General features: G+C 54.7%; 20 protein-coding genes. 14 read left to right on the top strand and 6 right to left on the bottom strand.

Going from position 1 to position 20799, the window contains the following annotated elements:
* Positions 1–55 precede the first annotated feature (55 nt).
* Both sbmA and HII27_RS06965 read left to right on the top strand, forming a co-directional pair.
* A complete protein-coding gene (gene sbmA / locus HII27_RS06970) occupies positions 56–1279 on the top strand; it encodes a peptide antibiotic transporter SbmA (protein WP_185667207.1) in 1224 nt (407 codons plus the stop codon).
* A gap of 31 nt (positions 1280–1310) precedes the next feature.
* Positions 1311–2414 carry a DUF1615 domain-containing protein gene (locus HII27_RS06965; protein WP_185667206.1) on the top strand — a complete coding sequence of 368 codons (1104 nt, stop codon included), beginning with the start codon at positions 1311–1313 and terminating at the stop codon, positions 2412–2414.
* Here HII27_RS06965 and HII27_RS06960 read toward each other — a convergent pair.
* The gene (locus HII27_RS06960; protein ID WP_185667205.1) at positions 2411–2713 is read right to left on the bottom strand and encodes a DUF2755 family protein; all 303 of its coding nucleotides are present in this window, start codon (positions 2711–2713) and stop codon (positions 2411–2413) included. The two genes, HII27_RS06965 and HII27_RS06960, sit on opposite strands and share 4 nt — an antisense overlap.
* 249 nt (positions 2714–2962) lie before the next feature.
* Between HII27_RS06960 and HII27_RS06955 the strand changes: the two genes are divergently transcribed.
* A complete protein-coding gene (locus HII27_RS06955; RefSeq protein WP_185667204.1) occupies positions 2963–3157 on the top strand; it encodes a DUF2754 family protein in 195 nt (64 codons plus the stop codon).
* Positions 3158–3234: 77 nt separating this feature from the next.
* On the opposite strand, the gene ddlA is transcribed toward HII27_RS06955, so the two are convergent.
* Positions 3235–4335 carry a D-alanine--D-alanine ligase gene (gene ddlA / locus HII27_RS06950; RefSeq protein ID WP_185667203.1) on the bottom strand — a complete coding sequence of 367 codons (1101 nt, stop codon included), beginning with the start codon at positions 4333–4335 and terminating at the stop codon, positions 3235–3237.
* 275 nt (positions 4336–4610) lie between these two features.
* Between ddlA and HII27_RS06945 the strand changes: the two genes are divergently transcribed.
* The 4 genes from HII27_RS06945 to HII27_RS06930 all read left to right on the top strand — a co-directional run bounded on the left by HII27_RS06945 (position 4611) and on the right by HII27_RS06930 (position 8320).
* Complete coding sequence (locus HII27_RS06945; RefSeq protein WP_185667202.1) at positions 4611–5810, top strand: multidrug efflux MFS transporter; 1200 nt, start codon at positions 4611–4613, stop codon at positions 5808–5810.
* Positions 5811–6115: 305 nt separating this feature from the next.
* Entirely contained in the window at positions 6116–6370 is a 255-nt protein-coding gene (locus tag HII27_RS06940; RefSeq protein ID WP_185667201.1) for a sigma-S stabilization anti-adapter protein IraP, read from the top strand.
* Between the two features lie 105 nt (positions 6371–6475).
* Complete coding sequence (gene phoA / locus HII27_RS06935; protein WP_185667200.1) at positions 6476–7885, top strand: alkaline phosphatase; 1410 nt, start codon at positions 6476–6478, stop codon at positions 7883–7885.
* Between the two features lie 99 nt (positions 7886–7984).
* On the top strand, positions 7985–8320 hold the full coding sequence (locus tag HII27_RS06930) for a PsiF family protein (protein WP_185667199.1): 336 nt from the start codon (positions 7985–7987) through the stop codon (positions 8318–8320).
* A 68-nt stretch (positions 8321–8388) separates the two neighbouring features.
* On the opposite strand, the gene proC is transcribed toward HII27_RS06930, so the two are convergent.
* Positions 8389–9198, bottom strand: a complete 810-nt coding sequence (proC, locus tag HII27_RS06925; RefSeq protein WP_185667198.1) for a pyrroline-5-carboxylate reductase — start codon at positions 9196–9198, stop codon at positions 8389–8391.
* Between the two features lie 157 nt (positions 9199–9355).
* On the opposite strand from proC, the gene HII27_RS06920 reads away from it, so the two are divergent.
* From HII27_RS06920 to ppnP, 4 genes are all read left to right on the top strand, one after another.
* Positions 9356–9808, top strand: a complete 453-nt coding sequence (locus tag HII27_RS06920; RefSeq protein WP_185667197.1) for a YaiI/YqxD family protein — start codon at positions 9356–9358, stop codon at positions 9806–9808.
* A 272-nt stretch (positions 9809–10080) separates the two neighbouring features.
* Positions 10081–10605 carry a shikimate kinase AroL gene (gene aroL / locus HII27_RS06915; protein ID WP_185667196.1) on the top strand — a complete coding sequence of 175 codons (525 nt, stop codon included), beginning with the start codon at positions 10081–10083 and terminating at the stop codon, positions 10603–10605.
* Between the two features lie 294 nt (positions 10606–10899).
* Entirely contained in the window at positions 10900–11577 is a 678-nt protein-coding gene (locus tag HII27_RS06910) for an AroM family protein (RefSeq protein ID WP_185667195.1), read from the top strand.
* 78 nt (positions 11578–11655) lie between these two features.
* On the top strand, positions 11656–11940 hold the full coding sequence (gene ppnP / locus HII27_RS06905; protein ID WP_035895638.1) for a pyrimidine/purine nucleoside phosphorylase: 285 nt from the start codon (positions 11656–11658) through the stop codon (positions 11938–11940).
* Positions 11941–11980: 40 nt separating this feature from the next.
* Here the strand turns inward: ppnP and rdgC are convergent, their stop codons facing one another.
* Positions 11981–12892: a recombination-associated protein RdgC gene (rdgC, locus tag HII27_RS06900; RefSeq protein WP_123649988.1), complete on the bottom strand. Its 912-nt coding sequence runs from the start codon at positions 12890–12892 to the stop codon at positions 11981–11983.
* 87 nt (positions 12893–12979) lie between these two features.
* Between rdgC and mak the strand changes: the two genes are divergently transcribed.
* Complete coding sequence (mak, locus tag HII27_RS06895; protein ID WP_185667194.1) at positions 12980–13882, top strand: fructokinase; 903 nt, start codon at positions 12980–12982, stop codon at positions 13880–13882.
* Positions 13883–13981: 99 nt separating this feature from the next.
* Here mak and sbcC read toward each other — a convergent pair whose 3' ends face one another.
* Both sbcC and sbcD read right to left on the bottom strand, forming a co-directional pair.
* On the bottom strand, positions 13982–17122 hold the full coding sequence (gene sbcC, locus HII27_RS06890; RefSeq protein WP_185667193.1) for an exonuclease subunit SbcC: 3141 nt from the start codon (positions 17120–17122) through the stop codon (positions 13982–13984).
* Entirely contained in the window at positions 17119–18321 is a 1203-nt protein-coding gene (sbcD, locus tag HII27_RS06885; RefSeq protein WP_185667192.1) for an exonuclease subunit SbcD, read from the bottom strand. The genes sbcC and sbcD overlap by 4 nt, the downstream gene beginning before the upstream one ends.
* 191 nt (positions 18322–18512) lie before the next feature.
* Between sbcD and phoB the strand changes: the two genes are divergently transcribed.
* On the top strand, positions 18513–19202 hold the full coding sequence (phoB, locus tag HII27_RS06880; protein ID WP_185667191.1) for a phosphate response regulator transcription factor PhoB: 690 nt from the start codon (positions 18513–18515) through the stop codon (positions 19200–19202).
* Positions 19203–19223: 21 nt separating this feature from the next.
* The gene (gene phoR, locus HII27_RS06875; RefSeq protein ID WP_185667190.1) at positions 19224–20519 is read left to right on the top strand and encodes a phosphate regulon sensor histidine kinase PhoR; all 1296 of its coding nucleotides are present in this window, start codon (positions 19224–19226) and stop codon (positions 20517–20519) included.
* Positions 20520–20799: the final 280 nt, after the last annotated feature.

Raw genomic sequence — 20799 nt, 5'->3', positions numbered from 1 at the left:
GTATTCTGTTGTCACAGCACAAAGCAGAATCATAAGAAGTTAGCAGGAGAGCACTATGTTTAAGTCTTTTTTCCCTAAGCCGGGTCCATTTTTTCTCTCGGCATTTATTTGGGCAATGGTAGCGGTCATTTTCTGGCAGGTGGGCGGCGGCAGCTACTTACTTCGCCTGACGGGCGCGAGTAACGATGTTCCGATCAGCGCCGCGCGCTTCTGGTCGATGAACTACCTGATCTTTTATGCTTACTATCTGGTGTGCGTTGGCTTGTTTGCTGGCTATTGGTTTATTCGCAGCCCGCATCGCTGGCAGTACTGGTCCATACTGGGCACCGCGCTCATCATCTTCGTGACATGGTTTATGGTGGAAGTCGGCGTGGCGATTAACGCCTGGTATGCACCGTTCTACGACCTCATCCAGACCGCATTGGCAACGCCGAACAAAGTCTCGATTAACCAGTTTTACCAGGAGATCGGTATCTTCCTGGGGATTGCGCTTATCGCCGTGGTGATTGGGGTACTGAATAACTTCTTTGTCAGCCATTATGTCTTCCGCTGGCGTACGGCGATGAACGAACACTATATGACACACTGGCAGCATCTGCGTCATATCGAAGGTGCCGCGCAGCGTGTGCAGGAAGATACGATGCGCTTTGCCTCGACGCTGGAAGATATGGGCACCAGCTTTATCAATGCCATTATGACACTGATTGCCTTCCTGCCGGTGCTGGTAACGCTCTCGACGCACGTTCCTGACCTGCCGATTATTGGCCATGTTCCTTATGGGCTGGTGATTGCGGCTATCGTCTGGTCGCTGATGGGGACTGGGATGCTGGCTGTGGTGGGGATCAAACTGCCGGGGCTGAACTTTAAGAATCAGCGTGTCGAAGCGGCTTATCGTAAAGAACTGGTGTACGGTGAAGATGATGCGAGCCGCGCGACGCCGCCAACCGTGCGAGAACTGTTTAGCGCGGTACGTCAGAACTACTTCCGCCTTTACTTCCATTACATGTACTTCAATATCGCCCGCATTTTGTATCTGCAGGTGGATAACGTTTTCGGGTTGTTCCTGCTGTTTCCGTCAATTGTTGCCGGTACGATTACGCTCGGCCTGATGACGCAGATTACCAACGTTTTCGGCCAGGTACGTGGGTCATTCCAGTACCTGATTAGCTCCTGGACCACGCTGGTGGAACTGATGTCCATCTACAAACGTCTGCGCAGCTTTGAGCGAGAACTGGATAATAAAGACATACCGGATGAGATTGCTCAGCCGCAGGCTTAATAAAAACGCTTTAATTTTATAAGGATATCTTATGGCGATTGCCGCATCGCGCTACCTTGCGCTCCCTGTGCCTTTCCTGGCGGTACTGCTTAGCGCCTGTACCAGCCAGCAGGCACCCACGATGAAGGCGGGAGAAAAACCGGTAGATGTGGCAAGCGTCGTGCGGCAAAAAATGCCGGCCAGCGTGAAGGATCGCGATGCCTGGGCGCAGGCGCTGGCGAAAACGTTTGAAAGCCAGAAGCTTGCACCAACCGAGGAAAATATCTGTTCGGTGCTGGCGGTGGCGCAGCAGGAGTCTAACTACCAGGCAGATCCGGCGGTGCCGGGGTTAAGCAAAATTGCCTGGCAGGAGATCGATCGTCGTGCCGAGAAAATGCATATCCCCGTCTTCCTGGTGCATACGGCGCTGAAGATTAACTCTCCTACCGGTAAGAGCTACAGTGAACGGCTGGATACGGTCAAAACGGAAAAACAGCTCAGCGCTATTTTTGATGACTTTATCGGTATGGTGCCGATGGGGCAGAAGCTGTTCGGCTCGTTGAATCCGGTACATACCGGAGGACCGATGCAGGTAAGCATCGCCTTTGCCGAGCAGCACCAGAACGGCTATCCATGGAAGATGGACGGTACCGTGCGTCAGGAGGTCTTTACCCTGCGCGGCGGCCTGTGGTTTGGTACTTATCATCTGCTGAATTATCCGGCTAGCTACACGGCGCCGATTTATCGTTTTGCTGATTTTAACGCTGGCTGGTATGCCAGCCGTAATGCGGCATTCCAGTACGCGGTGAGCAAGGCCACTGGCGTGAAACTGGCGCTCGACGGTGATGTGATTCTCTACGGTAGCGATGAGCCGGGCAGCACGGAAATGGCGGTCAGAAAGCTTGCCAGCAAGCTTTCGCTCAGCAATAGCGACATCCATCGTCAGTTGCAAAAAGGCGATAGCCAGGCGTTTGAAACTACGGCGCTCTATCAAGGGGTTTATAAAATTGCGGAGCAGAAGGCGGGTAAATCGCTGGCAAAAGAGATGTTGCCGGGGATTCAGCTTGAAAGCCCGAAGATCACCCGTAAATTAACCACGGCGTGGTTTGCAAAACGGGTGGATGAGCGTCGGGCCAAATGTATGGCCATCAATTAATCGTGATGACGCAGGCGGCGTACGAGGGAGACCACGCCCAGAATAGCGCAGCCTGCCAGGAACGGCACCACGCCAAATAGCGTACTCACGCCAAGGCCAATTTCAACGCGCGGGCGACCACTGTCCTGCATTTGCATCAGATGTTCATAGACACCGGGTGCGTGAACCACCAGAGTCAACAGTTGCGCGCCGACCGAAAAGCAGAGCAGAACGAAAAGCGCGTAGGCCAGATTGCCTGAGGCGGAGGAGTCCCTCTTTTTCCCACTGAACATGAGTTTTGACAACGTGAAATCTGTCATTGAGACCTCCAGGATAACGTAAATGCCGATCGTTTCGTGATACTGGGGTGAGTGTGGCAGCAGAAAGGGATTGTCAATATCGGATTTATGGTAAATTTTGAGCAGGAATAGTCCTGGATTATCACTCTGACTTATTGATTGTCCGTTTCCGGCTTGACGTTAATTGATTTAACATCTGCGAATTGTTGTTTACACCACAGACGCTGACGCGGGTTTATGGCATCATCGTTTTTTTATGCTGGAGCCGCTATGAACCTGCCTGCAAAAATTCGCCGTGACTGGCATTACTATGCCTTTGCCATTGGTCTTATCTTTATTCTGAACGGGATTGTCGGGCTGCTCGGGTTCGAGGCTAAAGGCTGGCAAACCTATGCCGTGGGGATGGTGACCTGGGTGATTAGCTTCTGGCTGGCCGGTTTTATCATTCGCCGTCGGGAAGAGTAATTTGTTTTGCGAATGTATTTCCGACGTCGCTGCACAACCGGTAGCCCGGCCGAGCGCAGCGACACCGGGGAAAAGCCTTAGTCGTTCATCGACGTTTTCAGCGCCTTATCGGCCTGATGACGTTCCAGCGCCAGCTCAATCAAACGCGTAATCAGCGACGTGTAATCCAGACCGCTGGCCTGCCACAGTTTTGGATACATGCTGATATTGGTGAAGCCCGGCAGAGTGTTGATTTCGTTAATCACCACCTCGTTGTTTTCGGTCAGGAACACGTCAACGCGCGCCATCCCGCTGCAGCCTAAGGTCTGGTAGGCTTCAATCGCAACATGACGAATCTTGTCGTTCACTTCGGCGGAGATCGCCGCCGGAACCACCACTTTCGCGCCGTTATCGTCAATATACTTGGTGTCGTAGGCGTAGAATTCGCTGTTCAGGACGATTTCGCCACAGGTGCTGGCCTGCGGGTCATCGTTGCCAAGCACCGCGCACTCAATTTCACGCCCTTTAATGCCCTGTTCAACCACCACTTTGTGGTCAAATTCAAACGCCAGCGCCACGGCCTGTTGATACTGTTCGGCACTGTTCACCTTGCTGACGCCGACGGATGACCCCTGGTTTGCCGGTTTAACGAACAGCGGCAGACCGAGCTTCGCTTTAATCTCATCGAACGAGAAGCTGTCACGGGTGCGACGGGTTAACGTCACAAACGGCGCGATAGAAAGCCCGGCGTCGCGCAGCAGACGCTTGGTGACGTCTTTATCCATACAGGCAGCGGAACCCAGGACGTCAGAGCCGACGAACGGCAGGTTTGCCATACGCAGCATGCCCTGCAGGGAACCGTCTTCACCCAGGGTGCCGTGAACAATCGGGAAAATCACATCGATGGCATCCAGCGGTTGGCCGCTTGCAGCATTGATCATCTGCTGATGCGCTTTGCCAGGGATATGGGCCAGCGTGATATCGGAAGGGCGTAGCGCGATATGGGCAGGATCGTGGGCGTTTAACAGGTAGTTTTGCGCATCGCTGATGTGCCACTGCCCCTGCTTATCGATCCCCAGCAGAACGACCTCAAAACGCGTCTTATCAATCGCTTCTACGATATTTTTAGCAGACTGTAGGGAGACTTCGTGCTCCGCTGATTTGCCGCCAAAAACAATCCCAACCCGCAACTTTGCCATCTCAAATTCCATCCATTCCAAACGCAAAGCACATAACATACCACGGGTGCGGGGAGGCATCTGCCTTTTCCATATCAAAGTGCGTAAATCGCAGGCAGAGCTTAAGAATAAGTGACTGCATAATAGCGTCTGAAGCGTGATATTTATCACACAAAAGCGCTGAGTGGCTGATATTGTTCTGAAATAATGCATTAAGCATCTCTGACAATACGGCGCAAAGCGCAACTTGCTAACCTGTTTACTTGTCCTCACAAAAAGAACGAATACGTGTAGTTATGGAATCCTGGAAGGTTAACCTTATTTCAGTTTGGCTCGGTTGTTTTTTCACCGGGTTGGCTATCAGCCAGATCTTACCGTTTTTGCCGCTTTACGTGGCGCAGTTGGGCGTCACCTCCCATGAATCTCTCTCCATGTGGTCCGGGTTAACCTTCAGCGTCACCTTCCTGGTTTCTGCCATTGTTTCGCCAATGTGGGGCAGCCTGGCCGACCGTAAAGGCCGTAAGCTTATGCTGCTGCGTGCCTCGTTGGGGATGGCGATTGCTATCCTGCTGCAGGCTTTTGCAACCAACGTCTGGCAGCTCTTTTTCCTGCGTGCGGTAATGGGCTTAACCTCCGGCTACATTCCTAATGCGATGGCGCTGGTGGCCTCCCAGGTGCCGCGTGAGCGCAGCGGTTGGGCACTCAGCACGCTGTCCACGGCGCAAATCACTGGCGTTATCGGTGGGCCGCTGCTTGGCGGCTTCCTGGCCGACCACGTTGGCCTGAGAATGGTCTTTTACATCACCGCGTTCCTGCTGCTGGTGAGCTTCCTGGTGACGTTGTTCCTGATTAAAGAGGGCCCGCGCCCGCAGTTCAATAAAGGGGAGAAGCTCAGCGGGAAAGCGGTATTTGCGACGCTGCCTTATCCGGGGCTGGTGATTAGCCTGTTCGTCACCACCATGGTTATCCAGTTGTGTAACGGGTCAATCAGCCCGATTCTGGCGCTGTTTATTAAATCGATGTCGCCAGACAGCAGTAATATCGCCTTCTTGAGCGGCATGATTGCCGCCGTCCCCGGCGTGTCGGCGCTCATTTCGGCTCCGAGGTTGGGTAAGCTTGGCGATCGTATCGGCACGGGCCGCATATTGCTGGGTACGCTTACGTTTGCAGTGGTGCTGTTCTTTGCTATGTCGTTTGTCACCACGCCGTTCCAGTTGGGCGTGCTGCGCTTTATTCTTGGCTTTGCCGATGGCGCGATGCTGCCTGCGGTACAAACGCTGCTGCTGAAGTATATTAGCGAGCGCGTCACCGGGCGTATTTTTGGTTATAACCAGTCCTTTATGTACCTGGGTAACGTGGCCGGCCCGTTAATAGGTGCATCCATTTCGGCGATGGCCGGCTTCCGCTGGGTATTTATTGTCACCGCGGTGATTGTGCTGATTAACCTCTGGCAATTAGCGGTAATGCTGCGTCGGGCGCAACCCGTACGTCAGTAATACCGGCATTGAGAGGGGAATAAACGCGGCGGCGTTTATTCCCTGATTACCGCACTACACTCTTCATATTCCCTCTTTGCGCCTTGCATTATTTAATGAGAAAAACGTTTCGCTGGCGATATCGGTAAGTAATTCCATGATATTGATGAGGATTATATTTTTGCCGAGGACTATTGCAGAATACGTAATATATTGTAATTCTATTCGGTGTTGCTGAAGGGGGAATAGCGCCGTAAGGTTTTGCGGTCTATTTATTTTTTCAGGGCTTGAGTCCTGCCCACGCCGTCATACAAGGAAAACGCGCGATGAAAAATTTCATTGCAGAACTGCTGGTCAAACTGGCCGAAAAGGAAGATGAAGCAAACGCGTTACGTATTCAGGTCGATGCACTTGAAGTGGTGGTGACCACGCTTTTACAGCATGTACAGCAAGGCTCTGGCCCGGTACTGGAGGATGAAATAGCCGCGACGTTGAATAAACTCGCCCCTGCAGAACACACCAGCGACCATAATAGCGAACTCTTATATAACCATGTTAAACGGTTATTTCTGCATCCCTAAAATTAGTAGGTAATGACATCATTTTGGGTGTCATTAAAATGTCACGCACTTTTCTTACAGTCTCCATGTTTCATTTTTTAAGTATTTGTACATGGAGAAACTAACGTGAAATACAGTGCTATTTTTGCCGCATTATTACCTCTTCTGGGTTTATCTGCCGCACACGCGGACACATCAACTGCCGTTCTGGATAACCGTGCCGCGCAAGGGGATATTACCCAACCGGGCGGTGCTCGCCGTTTATCTGCCGATCAAACTGAAGCCATTCGCGCCTCTTTGAATAATAAGCAGGCCAAAAACGTTATTCTGCTGATTGGCGATGGGATGGGCGATTCTGAAATTACCGCTGCGCGTAACTATGCTGAAGGGGCGGGCGGTTATTTCAAAGGTATCGATGCGCTGCCGTTAACCGGGCAGTACACGCACTACGCGCTGAATAAAAAAACCGGTAAGCCGGATTATGTCACCGATTCTGCGGCGTCCGCGACGGCCTGGAGTACCGGGGTGAAAACCTATAACGGTGCGCTGGGCGTGGACATCCACGAAAAAGATCATCAGACCATTCTCGAGCTGGCAAAAGCAGCTGGCCTGGCAACGGGGAACGTTTCTACCGCCGAACTGCAGGACGCCACTCCTGCTGCGCTGGTATCGCATGTGACCTCACGTAAATGCTACGGCCCGAGCGTGACCAGCGAAAAATGCCCAACCAATGCGCTGGAGAAAGGCGGCAAGGGCTCCATCACCGAACAGCTGCTGAATGCACGCGCGGACGTGACGCTGGGCGGCGGTGCGAAGACCTTTGCTGAAACCGCAACGGCGGGGGAATGGCAGGGGAAAACGCTGCGTGAACAGGCGCAGGCGCGGGGTTATCAGCTCGTTGATAACGCCACGACGCTGGCGGCGATTACCCAGGCAGACCAGGATAAACCGCTGCTGGGTCTGTTCTCAGACGGCAACATGCCGGTACGCTGGGAAGGGCCGAAAGCCTCCTTCCACGGTAACCTCGATAAACCTGTCGTGACCTGTGCGCCGAACCCGAAACGCGATGCCAGCGTACCGACCCTTGCGCAGATGACCGATAAAGCTATCTCTCTGCTGAGCACCAGTGAAAAAGGGTTCTTCCTGCAGGTAGAGGGCGCGTCGATTGATAAACAGGACCACGCGGCAAACCCGTGTGGCCAGATTGGCGAAACGGTTGATCTGGATGAAGCGGTACAGAAAGCACTGGAATTTGCCAAAAAAGACGGCAATACGCTGGTGATCGTCACCGCTGACCACGCTCACGCCAGCCAGATTATCCCACCGGAAACGAAGGCACCTGGCCTGACGCAGGCGCTCAACACCAAAGATGGTTCGGTGATGGTAATGAGCTACGGCAACTCGGAAGAGGAGTCGATGGAGCATACCGGCACCCAGTTGCGCATTGCGGCCTACGGCCCGCACGCGGCGAACGTGGTTGGCCTGACCGACCAGACGGACCTCTACTACACCATGAAAGCGGCGCTGGGGCTTTAAGCCCTGACACTCGCCCGACGGCAATATTTTGTCGTCGGGTTGGTAATATTCCTTCCAGCGACCAGACTTACAGAGTTCTACTCACAAAAGGATGGTGCAATGAAAACAACATTACTGGTTACCCTACTATGTGGTCTGTTTACGGCGGGCGCCGTGTCTGCGGCAACGACGGCGGCAGCGCCGGAGAAAACCCTGACGCCGCAGCAGCAGCGCATGAGCACGTGTAATCATGAAGCCGCGTCAAAAACCCTGAAAGGTGATGAGCGTAAAACCTTTATGAGCAGCTGTCTGAAGGGGGAAAGTGCGGCCGCTGATGGCAAAAAACTGACCCCGCAGCAGCAAAAAATGAAGGACTGTAACGCGCAGGCAGCCACCAAAACCTTAAAGGGCGACGAACGTAAAACCTTTATGAGTACCTGTCTGAAAAACAAATAACTAACGGCGCCGTGGGCGCTTTTTTTATGGCAAGAAAATCAGGCCCGGCGCGATGCCGGGCCTGCGACTTATGATTTACTCATCTTCTCTGATTTTTCCATGCATTTGGCCATCGCTTCGATGACCGCAGAGCGGAAGCCTTTCTCTTCCAGCACGCGCACGGCTTCAATGGTGGTGCCGCCAGGGGAGCAGACCATATCCTTCAGCTCACCCGGATGCTTACCGGTTTCCAGCACCATCTTCGCTGAGCCCATGACCGCCTGTGCGGCAAACTTATAGGCCTGAGCGCGTGGCATACCGCCCAACACGGCGGCATCGGCCATCGCTTCGATAAACATAAAGACATAGGCTGGAGCCGAGCCGCTAACGCCCACCACTGGGTGGATCATCGCTTCAGCGATCTCTTCAGCCGCACCAAAGCAGCGGAAAATATTCAGCACATCGGCGATATCTTCCGGTGTCACCAGCGCGTTCGGGGTAACGGAGGTCATCCCGGCATTCACCAGCGATGGAGTATTAGGCATGGCGCGTACGATTTTACGATCGTGGCCCAGCGCGCGCGCCAGCTGCTCCAGGGTTACGCCCGCTGCGATGGACACTACCAGTGAGTCTTTATTCAGGCTCGAGGCGATATCACTCAACACTTTAACCATGATGCCCGGCTTCACGGCACCAAAGACGATGTCGGCAACCTGAGCCACTTCCTGCGGGCTTTGCGCCGCGTTAATGCCGAATTCGTCGCGCAGCGCGGCCACTTTATCCGGTGACGGCGTGTAGACCCAAATCTGCCCAGGAAGTACCTGGCCGCTGGCAATCAGGCCACCAAGAATGGCTTTCCCCATGTTGCCGCAGCCAATGAAGCCAATCTTCTTCTCCATTTCACTCTCCCTCTGTCTGTTTTTTTCGTAGTTTACTGTTATAGGCGATTCCCGGCGATGGGTAACCTACTTTTATCATTCAGCTGGCAATTATTACGTACGCGTCCCGGCTCTCTGTATAATCACGCTTTGCGATAATATTCACTCAGGAGTATCGATGACCATTTGGGTTGATGCGGACGCTTGTCCGAACGTGATTAAAGAGGTGCTGTTTCGCGCCGCAGACCGCACGCAGATTGAGCTGGTACTGGTCGCTAACCAGTATCTGCGCGTGCCGCCGTCGCGTTTTATCCGCGCAATGGTGGTGCCAAAAGGGTTCGACGTGGCCGATAACGAAATCGTTCGCCTCTGCGAGCCCGGCGATCTGGTGATCACCGCCGATATCCCGCTGGCGGCTGAGGTGTTAGAAAAGGGTGGCGCGGCGCTGAATCCTCGCGGTGAACGCTACAGCGAGGCGACCATCAAAGAGCGCTTAACCCTGCGTGATTTTATGGACACCATGCGCTCCAGCGGTATTCAGACTGGCGGGCCTGCGGCGCTCTCCCAGCGCGATCGCCAACAGTTTGCCGCTGGGCTGGATAAATGGCTGCTGGCGGTCAAACGCGGCTGACGTGATTTCTGTCACATAAATGTGCTACCTTTTGCCGCAATGTCTGGCTTGTCAAAGCCTGACACTTTCATGTACTGTTAGCGACACGTTTGTGGCATGTTTTTTTTACGCTTAATTTGCGCATTATAGCAGCGTGTAGCGGTAAAACAGGTCTCCAGTCATATCAGAATGTAATATAAAGTTTACACTTACTTGCGTACTAGTTTGGTGATATCATTGGCGCATCATCTACACATCCCGCATTTACGCGTCATCAGGGGGAATTCCAGGTCATGACACAGCCGATTTTTCTTATCGGAGCCCGAGGCTGCGGAAAAACGACGATAGGTCAAGCGCTTACCCATGCCTGCCATTTTCACTTTGTTGATACTGACCTGGCGTTGCAGCAGCAGTCCGGCATGAGTGTGGCGGAGATTGTTGACCTCGAAGGCTGGGCGGGATTTCGCGCACGCGAGACTCAAACATTGATGTCAGTCACTCAACCGAGCACGGTGGTGGCAACGGGCGGCGGTATTATTCTTGCACCCGTTAACCGCGAATTTATGCGCCAGAACGGTGTGGTTATCTATTTGAACGCCCCGGTACCGGTTCTGGCGCGTCGTCTGGAAGCCTTTCCAGAAGAGTCCCAGCGCCCGACGCTGACCGGTAAACCGATTAGCGAAGAAGTGGCGGAAGTACTGGCGCAGCGAGATGCGCTGTACCGTGAAACCGCTCATTACGTTGTTGATGCCTCTGCGGCACCAGAACGTGTTGTCACGCTGATTCTTGATGCTCTGCACCTGGCCACGGCCAGCTAGCAGGGCCCGTCTGCTCTCTCTTTTCTCTCTTTATTTTCTCCTCCTCAGGTTTTCCTTCTGACTGCCGATATAACCACTTTTATTTCGTGGTTATATTGTGCGTAAGTCACATTTTTAGCTTATTATTAATGTTATAGAAAAGTTAAAATACAAACATATCAGGAGAGTATTGGAAATAACTGGAATCTTTACATTCCACCCGTTGGATGAACTGCTACGCTTCTGAGCGGTATTTTTCATCCATCCAGGTGGCTATGTGTAAAACGAGCATGTGAGAAGCAGAAGGTAGATAACATGAGTGCAACGATGGCGATTCTTACGATAGGGGTGGTGCCCGTCAGTGAAGTATTGCCGCTATTGACCGAGCACATCAGGGAAGATCAAATCACCCACATTAGCCTGTTAGGCAAAATGAGCCGTGCGCAAGTCATGGAAGAGTATGCACCAGAACCCGGTGAAGCACGTTTGCTGGTTCTGTTGAATGATAACCAGTTTGTTGAAGTTTCCCGTCTGAAAGTCGAGCACAGCCTGCAGGCCGTCATTGAGGTGCTGGACAATCAATCCTATGACGTCATTCTTTTACTGAATACGTTTAAATTACGCAGCATGGTGGCGCGCAATGCGATACTGCTGGAACCTCAGCGTATTATTCCACCGTTGGTCGCCTCTATCGTCGAGGGACATCAGGTCGGGGTATTGGTCCCCATTGAAGCGATTCTCGATGCCCAACAGGAGAAGTGGCAGATGCTGTCCAATTTGCCCTATTACGCGCTGGCGAACCCGAATATTGATACCGACCAGCATCTGATTTCAGCCGGCAACTCGCTGCTGGAACAGGGGGCCGACGTGTTGGTACTCGACTCGTTGAGCTATCACCAGCGTCACCGCGACTTGTTACAAAAAGCGCTGGATGTGCCGGTTCTATTGTCGAATGTGCTGGTGGCCAGACTGGCGGCAGAATTATTGTGTTAAGCATATGATTTCGCGTGACAGGCTTCTGTTCGCAACTCTATATTGGTCTTTTGACGATAAGATAATAAGGGCCTGTTTATGCTTCAGAGCAACGAGTACTTTGAGGGAAAAGTGAAATCCATTGGCTTTACCAGCAGCAGCACGGGTCGTGCCAGCGTGGGCGTGATGGCGGAAGGTGAATACACCTTTGGTACCGCACAGCCGGAAGAAATGACCGTGATTAGCGGTGCGCTGAACGTGCTGTTACCGGGTGAAATTGAGTGGAAAGTCTACTCCGCAGGGGAAGTATTCAACGTGCCGGGCCACAGTGAATTTAATCTGCAGGTTGCAGAGCCAACCTCTTATCTGTGCCGCTATCTGTAATCTATTCCCTTCCTGCTGCGGCAGGAAGGGAATATCTCGCTTAACGCTGGGCTTCGCCGCCTAAACCTTCTACCAGGCTTTTAATCATTGCAGCCAGTTCGCCGGTCATCAGAATAAAGTCCGCGTCGAAACGCTGAGCATAATCATCTCGGTCGATATCTTCGTTCTGATCGCGCAGTTCGTCACAGAACTTCAGACGCTTGATGGAACCGTCATCGCACATCACAAACTGAATGCGCTGCTGCCAGTCGAGCGCCAGCTTGGTCACCAGCTTGCCGGCTTCGATATGACAGGCTATCTCATCGCACACCAGATCTTGTTTCTTCGCGCGGATCACGCCGCCGTCTTCGAGGATCGCTTTCAGCTCGGCTTCGTCCAGAATCTGGAAGCTTTGTGCGGCAGATCCAGAACGTACCCATTCAGTCAGGGTCAGTTCGATCGGGTTTTCCAGCGTCAGCGGCACTACCGGCAGCGAGCCGAGGCTTTTACGCAGCAGCGCCAGCGTATCTTCCGCCTTTTTGGCGCTGGCGCAGTCAACCATAATCAGATCGTTAACGGTGTCGATCCACATCATCGTCTGGCTGAAACGGCTGAAAGCGCGCGGCAGCAGAGAGTGCAGGACTTCATCCTTCAGCGAATCTTTTTCGGTTTTCTTGAGCTTGCGGCCTTGATCGGCTTCGAGCTTTTGGATCTTCGCTTCCAGCGCTTGTTTAATCACCGGAGAGGGCAGGATCTTCTCTTCTTTGCGGGCGCAAATGATGATCTGACCATTTACTGTGTGCGTCAGCGCATCGCTGTGTGAGCCCATCGGCGGTACCCAGCCGGTTTTTGCCATATCCTGGCTGCCGCATGGGGTGAAGGTCATCTCAGCGAGCTGTTTCTCCATCTCTTCCGCGCGCAGGGAGATGTCGCGGCTGAGACGATAAACCATTAAATTTTTGAACCACAGCATGATAATTTCCACGGTGTTGTCGTTAAATCAGCGGGCAATGATAACGAATTGTCCTCGGCCTTGCATTGTTTTAAACAGGAGTAATGAATGCGAATTGGTATCGATCTGGGTGGAACGAAAACCGAAGTCATTGCGCTAAGCGACCAGGGTGAGCAGCTTTATCGCCACCGTTTGCCGACGCCGCGTGACTATCAGCAAACCATTGAGAACATTGCGCATCTCGTTGCTCTCGCCGAAGAGGCAACCGGGCAAACGGGGACCGTTGGCATGGGGATTCCCGGTTCGATTTCGCCCTATACCGGGGTGGTAAAAAACGCTAACTCTACCTGGCTTAACGGCCAGCCGTTTGATAAAGACCTCAGCCGTCGACTGAATCGTGAAGTACGACTGGCGAACGATGCAAACTGTCTGGCGGTATCTGAAGCGGTAGACGGCGCGGCGGCGGGCGCGCAGACGGTGTTTGCGGTGATTATCGGTACCGGCTGCGGCGCGGGCGTGGCGTTGGGCGGCCGCGCACATATCGGTGGTAACGGTACGGCGGGCGAGTGGGGACATAATCCGCTGCCGTGGATGAACGACGACGAGCTGCGCTTCCGGGCGGAAGTCCCCTGTTATTGTGGTAAGCAGGGCTGTATTGAAACCTTTATTTCCGGTACCGGCTTTGCTACGGATTATCACCGCCTGAGCGGTAATCCACTAAAAGGCAGTGAGATTATGCAGCTAGTGAGCGAAGGCGACGCGCTGGCCGAGCAGGCGCTGAGTCGTTACGAGCAGCGGCTGGCGAAATCGCTGGCGCACGTGGTGAATATTCTCGACCCTGACGTGATTGTGCTGGGCGGCGGGATGAGCAACGTTGAACGGTTGTATCAGACGGTACCGCAGCTGGTGAAAGAGTGGGTATTCGGCGGTGAGTGTGAAACACCGATTCGCAAGGCGCTGCACGGGGATTCCAGCGGGGTACGTGGGGCGGCGTGGTTGTGGCCAGCGTGATGTTGCCCTCACCCTAACCCTCTCCCAAAGGGAGAGGGAACCGTTCGGTATCGCTTTTCACCCTCTCCCTCCGGGAGAGGGCCGGGGTGAGGGGAAACCTCACTCCACGCTAAACATTTTATCCAATCGGCTATACCCCAATCCGTTAATCTTCTTCACCTTAATCTGTACCGGAATCCGCTCTTTCATCGCCTCTACGTGGCTAATCACGCCGATGATTTTACCGCTGGCGTTGAGCGTATCCAGCGCGTCCAGCGCCGTGTCCAGCGTTTCGCTATCCAGCGTGCCAAACCCTTCATCGAGGAACAGAGAGTCGATGCGCGTTTTATGGCTCACCAGGTCGGAGAGCGCCAGCGCCAGCGAAAGGCTGACGAGGAAGCTTTCACCGCCGGAGAGGGTGCGGGTATCGCGCACCGCGTCCGCCTGCCAGGTATCGACCACTTCCAGTTCCAGCGCGTCGCTGACCTTGCGCTGAAGCAGATAGCGACCGTGCAGGCGGCTGAGCTGTTCGTTGGCGAGCCACACCAGATTATCCAGCGTCAGCCCCTGGGCAAATTTGCGGAACTTATCGCCCTCTTTAGAGCCAATCAGCGCATTCAGATGCGCCCAGTCCTCCAGCGCGGCGCTGGCTTTTTCTATCTCCAGGAACAACGACTGCTGCTGCTGGCGATTCTCTTCATCCTGTTTCAACTGCTGGCGCAGCTCGCCCTGGCGTTCGCTGTTTTCACGCAGTTGGCGGGAAATATGCTGGAGCTGCGTCTGGGCATCTGCCAGCGTCAACGCCTCGCTCAGTGTTTCCGGGCGCTGAGTCAGATGACGTTGTATTGCCTCCTGCGCCTGTGCCGCTAACGTCTGGCACTGCTGATGCTGCGTTTCCAGCGTCTGTTTTAGCTGCTCCAGACGAAGACGTTCCGCGTTGTCCAGCAGGGCGCTAAGGAAGTCCTGGCGATCGCTAAAGTGCGACTCGGCCAGCGCCTGGTCGAAGGCCTGCTCGGCCTGTTGCAGACGTTGTTTCTCCTGCGCTTCTTGCTGCTGGAGCGTGTGCCACTGGCTCTCCAGCGACACGCAATCATGGTGCACCTGCTGCCAGCCGTCGAGCGCCACCGGATGGGCATCTTCAGGGTTTTGCACCGCAGGAAGGGTGTCGAGCAGCGGTTGGAGCAGCACGAGCTGCTGCTGAATCTCCAGACTCTGTTTCTGCTGCTGCTGCCAGCGCTGGGTATCCGCTTCACGGGCAGCCAGCCAGCGGTGCGCTTCGTCGGGCTGCGGAAGGGCAAGGCCGAAGCCAGCGAGCGTCTGGGTAAGCAAAGCGGTACGCTGCGCCAGTTCATCCTGCTGCTGGGTATACTGGGTGCGTAGCTCACGAATTTGCGCGTCGAGCGTCAGGCGCTGGCTGTAGTGATAGCGCTGCTGCTCGGCCTCTTCCTGCGCCGCCAGCCAGCCGTTGATATCGTCAGCGGGCTGTAGCGTGATATCCAACCCCTGAATGACCGTCTGCCACTGTGATGTAAGTGCTTGCTCTCGCTCACAAAGCGACTCCAGCTCTGCATTTTCAAGCTGCTGCTGTTTTTCCAGCGCGGCCTGCTGACCGCGCAGCGTGGCGCCTTCTTCCGCGAGTCGGGCAACCTCTTTTTCCAGCGCATCGCGGCGGGCTTTGTTGGCATCCGGGGCTAACGCCTGGTACTCCGCCAGCGCCGGGTGGCTGGTTGAGCCGCACAGCGGGCAGGGCGCGCCTGGCTGCAAACGTGCGCGCTCAGCCTTGAGGTGAACGATCGTCGCCTCCAGCTCGCAGATGGCATTGACGTCATCGCGCTGCTGCTTTTTCTCTTTATAGACCTGACGGAGCTGGGTGAGCCCGGCGGTCAGCGTCTCCAGCTGTTGCTGGCGCTGCTGCTGTGCGTGCAAAAGCTGCTGGCGGCGCGTTTGCAGGGGTATGAACTGCGAATGCAGTGCGCTTAGCTGCTGGCGCAGCGGGCGGCTGGCCGCGTGCTGGGCAATTTGCCCGGCCACTTCTTCCTGAGTCAGCGTCAATGCCGAAGGAGGCAATTGGGCGAGCTGTTTTTCCAGCTCAGCCAGACGCTGTGTGGCGGTCTCTAGCTGAACGCGTTCACGGGCCTGTTGAGTGAAGGCACTACGCCAGCCGGTCAGTTCCCCCAGCCACTGCTGGATGTGTTCGTTTTCCTGCAGCCACTGCTGAAGCTGGCTTTGGGTCTGCTGGAGCGTGGTGGCCTGCTGCTCAGCGCTCACTCGGATACGGTCGCGAAGGCGGCGGGAGTCATGTAAGCGAGTATTTACTTGCTCTACTAACTGGTGGGTTTTCGCCACCGTGGCGGCCTGTTCCTGTAGCTGCGTCCAGCGCGGGCGTAACGCTTCCGCAGGCTGCGCCCGGTTGAGTGCAGCAAGCTGTGGCTGCGCTTCTCCCAACGCCTGGTGGGCAGTATTAAGCGACTGCTGGTGGGTTTTCCCGTCCTGTTCCAGCTCCTGCTGACGGGTGAGCCACTGCTGATGCAGTGCGGCGACGGTCTGCTGTTGTTGCCACTGCTGCTCGTCAGAAGTAAGCGCCTGCAAACTCTGTGTCAGGGTCTGCTGCTGCTCTTCGTTCAGCAGGACTACGCCGCTGGCCTGCGCCTGAAGCTTCTCCAGCTCGCCGCGCGCGTGTTTATGTTTTTCAAATACCTGCGCAGAGATCTGGCCGTAAATTTCGGTGCCGGTCAGCTCTTCCAGCAGTTCGGCGCGCTCTTTCGGTTCAGCGTTGAGGAAGGCGGCAAACTGGCCCTGAGACAACATCATCGAGCGGGTAAAACGACCGTAGTCGAGGCCGGTCAACGAGGCGGTCATCTCCAGTTTGTCTTTAATTTTGTCCGCCAGAATTTGCCCGTCGTCGCAGCGAGCGAGTTCGACGCGCGGCGCCTGTAGGTTGCCGTCCGGTTGGTTGCGGGCGCGGTTCTGGCTCCAGAAGGCGCGATAGGCCACGCCCTGAACCTCGAACTCGACTTCCGCAAGACATTCGGCGGTGTCGCGGGTCATCAGGTCGTTTTGCGATTGGGAGACGTTACTTAAGCGTGGCGTCTTGTGGTACAGCGCCAGGCAGATGGCGTCCAGCAGCGTGGTTTTCCCCGCGCCGGTTGGGCCGGTAATAGCAAACAGACCGTTGCTGGCAAACGGTTCCTGGGTGAAGTCGATTTTCCACTCGCCTTTGAGCGAGTTAAGGTTTTTCAGACGCAGGCTGAGAATTTTCATGGCTGTTCCTCTTCGCCAAGGCTCTGGAGCGTGTCATTAAACAGCGCGTGCAGGCGCTGTTGCTGCGGCTCCTCCAGCGTTTCCAGCGCCAGACGACGCTGAAATACCTCTTCGACGCTCAGTTCGCTCAAGGTTTCGCGCTCAAGGCTTGCCAGAATGCGCTGACGCTGTTCGCGGCTACGGCGCACCAGCAGCACGTCGACCGGTAGGTCATCGGTGATGGCCTGAATTTTACGTTGAATATCATGCAGGTATTCGTCGCTGGTGATTTCAATATCCACCCAGGTGCTCGGCTCTGCGGCGGCATCGCGCCATTCGGCGAGCTGGGCGCTGATAGCGTCAAAATCGCCTTTGATCACCGCCAGCGGCTGAGTTACGGGGACGGTTAGCGGTGTGACGTCGGCAAGCTTGCCGTCGGTGAAGCTCACCAGATTGACGCTTTTGGCTTTGCCGGTTTCATCAAAGCTGAGAGCGATAGGCGAACCGCTGTAGCGAATATGCTCGCTGCCGCCGATTTTCTGCGCTCGGTGGATGTGGCCCAGCGCGATATAGTCGGCAGGCGGGAAGTTTTGCGCCGGAAAAGCGTCCAGTGTGCCAATATAAATGTCGCGCACCGCATCACTTTTGCTGGCCCCGACGGTGGTCAGATGGCCGCTGGCAATAATCGGCAGCGTGGCATCGCCGCGCAGTTCACAAGCCTGCTGGTATTGCTGCTGGTAATAGTCGGTAATGCTCGCCAGCACCTGTTGGACTTTTTCGCCGCCGGAGAGTCCCGCCTGACTGGTAATAATGTCACGCGGGCGCAGGAACGGCACCGGGCAGAACACCGCGCCAGGCGTGCCGTCGCGGTGATTCAGAATAAAGGGCTCATGACCGGCACTGGCAATCACCGTGGTATTCAGAAATGAGAGAATATCGCGGGATTCATTCAGCGTTGCCACGGAGTCATGGTTGCCCGCCAGCACCACCAGATGGCAGCCGGTCTGCTGCAAATTGACCACAAATCGGTTGTACAGTTCGCGCGCATAGCTTGGCGGGGAGCCGGTATCGAAGATATCGCCCGCGACAATAATAGCATCCACCTGCTCATGTTCGGCGGTGGTGAGCAGCCAGTTCAGGAACGCGTCATGTTCAGCCGCGCGGCTTTTGCTGTAGAAGTTCTGGCCAAGGTGCCAGTCCGAAGTGTGGATGATGCGCATAGCGGTTCCGTGAGAAGTGGCGTAAAGTTGATTATAAACATCAGCCTACGTTGAGGTCGATGAGCGCGTTTTGCGTGTGTCATAAACGGTAAACCGCGATCATCTAACGGTCATGTTTTTCATAAATCTGTCATAAATCTGACGCATAATGACGCCGTATATAATACTGATGTCTAAAAACAGGGCAAATAATGGCAAGACGTATTCTGGTCGTTGAAGATGAAGCGCCAATCCGCGAGATGGTCTGTTTCGTTCTGGAGCAAAACGGTTTTCAGCCGGTGGAAGCAGAAGATTACGATACCGCTATCAGCAAACTGAATGAACCCTGGCCCGACCTTATTCTGCTCGACTGGATGTTACCGGGCGGCTCGGGACTGCAATTTATTAAGCATATCAAACGTGAAGCGCTGACGCGTGACATTCCGGTAGTGATGCTCACTGCCCGTGGTGAAGAAGAAGACCGCGTGCGGGGCCTCGAAACCGGCGCCGACGATTACATCACCAAACCTTTCTCGCCAAAAGAGCTGGTCGCCCGCATTAAAGCGGTGATGCGCCGTATTTCGCCAATGGCAGTGGAAGAGGTGATTGAGATGCAGGGGCTGAGCCTTGACCCGACCTCTCACCGCGTGATGACCGGTGAAAACCCGCTGGATATGGGGCCAACCGAATTTAAGCTGTTGCATTTCTTTATGACGCACCCGGAGCGCGTGTACAGCCGCGAACAGCTGCTGAACCACGTTTGGGGTACCAACGTTTATGTTGAAGACCGTACCGTCGACGTGCATATTCGTCGTCTGCGTAAGGCGCTGGAACACAGTGGTCATGACCGCATGGTGCAAACCGTTCGCGGCACGGGTTATCGTTTCTCTGCCCGTTTTTAATTTTTGACAGGAGTGTGACGCGTGCTGGAACGGCTGTCATGGAAAAGGCTGGTGCTGGAGCTGCTGTTATGCTGTCTCCCGGCCGCGATACTGGGACTGATTTTTGGTTATCTGCCGTGGTTTTTACTGGCGGCGGTGACCGGGCTGCTCATCTGGCATTTCTGGAATTTACTGCGACTCTCCTGGTGGCTTTGGGTCGACCGAAGTATGACCCCTCCGCCGGGACGCGGCAGCTGGGAGCCCTTGCTCTATGGGCTTAACCAGATGCAGCTGCGTAATAAAAAACGCCGCCGCGAGCTGGGTAATCTGATTAAACGCTTCCGTAGCGGTGCCGAGTCGCTGCCAGATGCGGTGGTGCTCACCACCGAAGAGGGGGCCATTTTCTGGTGTAATGGCCTGGCCCAGCAGCTGCTGGGGCTTCGCTGGCCCGACGATAGCGGGCAGAACATCTTAAACCTGCTGCGTTACCCCGAATTTACCCAACACCTCAAAAAGCGCGATTTCTTAAAGCCGTTGCATCTGGTGCTGAACAGCGGTCGCCATCTGGAGATTCGTGTGATGCCGTACACCGACCGTCAGCTTCTGATGGTGGCGCGCGATGTCACGCAAATGCACCAGCTGGAAGGGGCGCGGCGTAACTTCTTCGCCAACGTCAGCCATGAGCTGCGCACGCCGTTGACCGTGCTGCAGGGCTACCTGGAGATGATGCAGGAGCAGGTGCTGGAAGGGAACGTGCGTGAGAAAGCGCTGCACACCATGCGTGAGCAGACGCAGCGTATGGAAGGGCTGGTTCGACAGCTGCTGACGCTCTCTAAAATCGAGGCTTCACCGACGCTGGCGTTGAACGAAAAGATTGATGTGCCGATGATGCTGAAGGTGGTGGAACGCGAGGCGCAGACGCTCAGCCAGCATAAGCATCAGTTCCACTTTGAGATTGATGAGACGCTGAAAGCGCTGGGTAACGAAGAACAACTGCGAAGCGCGATGTCGAACCTGGTCTATAACGCGGTAAACCATACGCCGGAAGGCACGTTGATTACCGTACGCTGGCAGCGTGCGTCGCATGGGGCGTTGTTCAGCGTAGAGGATAATGGCCCGGGCATTGCGCCTGAGCATCTGCCAAGACTGACCGAACGTTTTTATCGCGTTGATAAAGCACGCTCGCGGCAGACCGGCGGTAGCGGTTTGGGGCTGGCAATTGTTAAACATGCGGTTAATCATCACGATAGCCGGCTGGATATTACCAGCACGCTCGGCAAAGGTTCGTGTTTCAGTTTCCTGCTGCCGGAACGTTTAATTGCCAGAAATAGCGAGTAACTTTGCGCTTGTCAGCTTAACTTTCCACAGACCAGCCTCGGCTGGTCTGTTTGCTTTGCAGTCAAGTAAACGCCGCGTGATTTACGAACGTCTGATTATTTTTTGTTCGCATGATTAGCCGGATGTTTTTCTTAAATCCAGTTAATACGTCTGCCTATTTTTTCACTATCAATATAATCATCTGGTTTTGCGATCCCGTGTTGCTTTAAAACGTTATAAGCGTTTAAATTGGCCCCCATGCAGTCGTAAACAGACTGTATATGCGCGGTAAATCAAAAAA

Source organism: Kluyvera sichuanensis, from assembly GCF_014218705.1.
Lineage (GTDB): Bacteria > Pseudomonadota > Gammaproteobacteria > Enterobacterales > Enterobacteriaceae > Kluyvera > Kluyvera sichuanensis.
The sequence above is the reverse complement of the archived record's forward strand: the minus strand, read 5'-3'. Positions and strand labels throughout refer to the sequence as shown.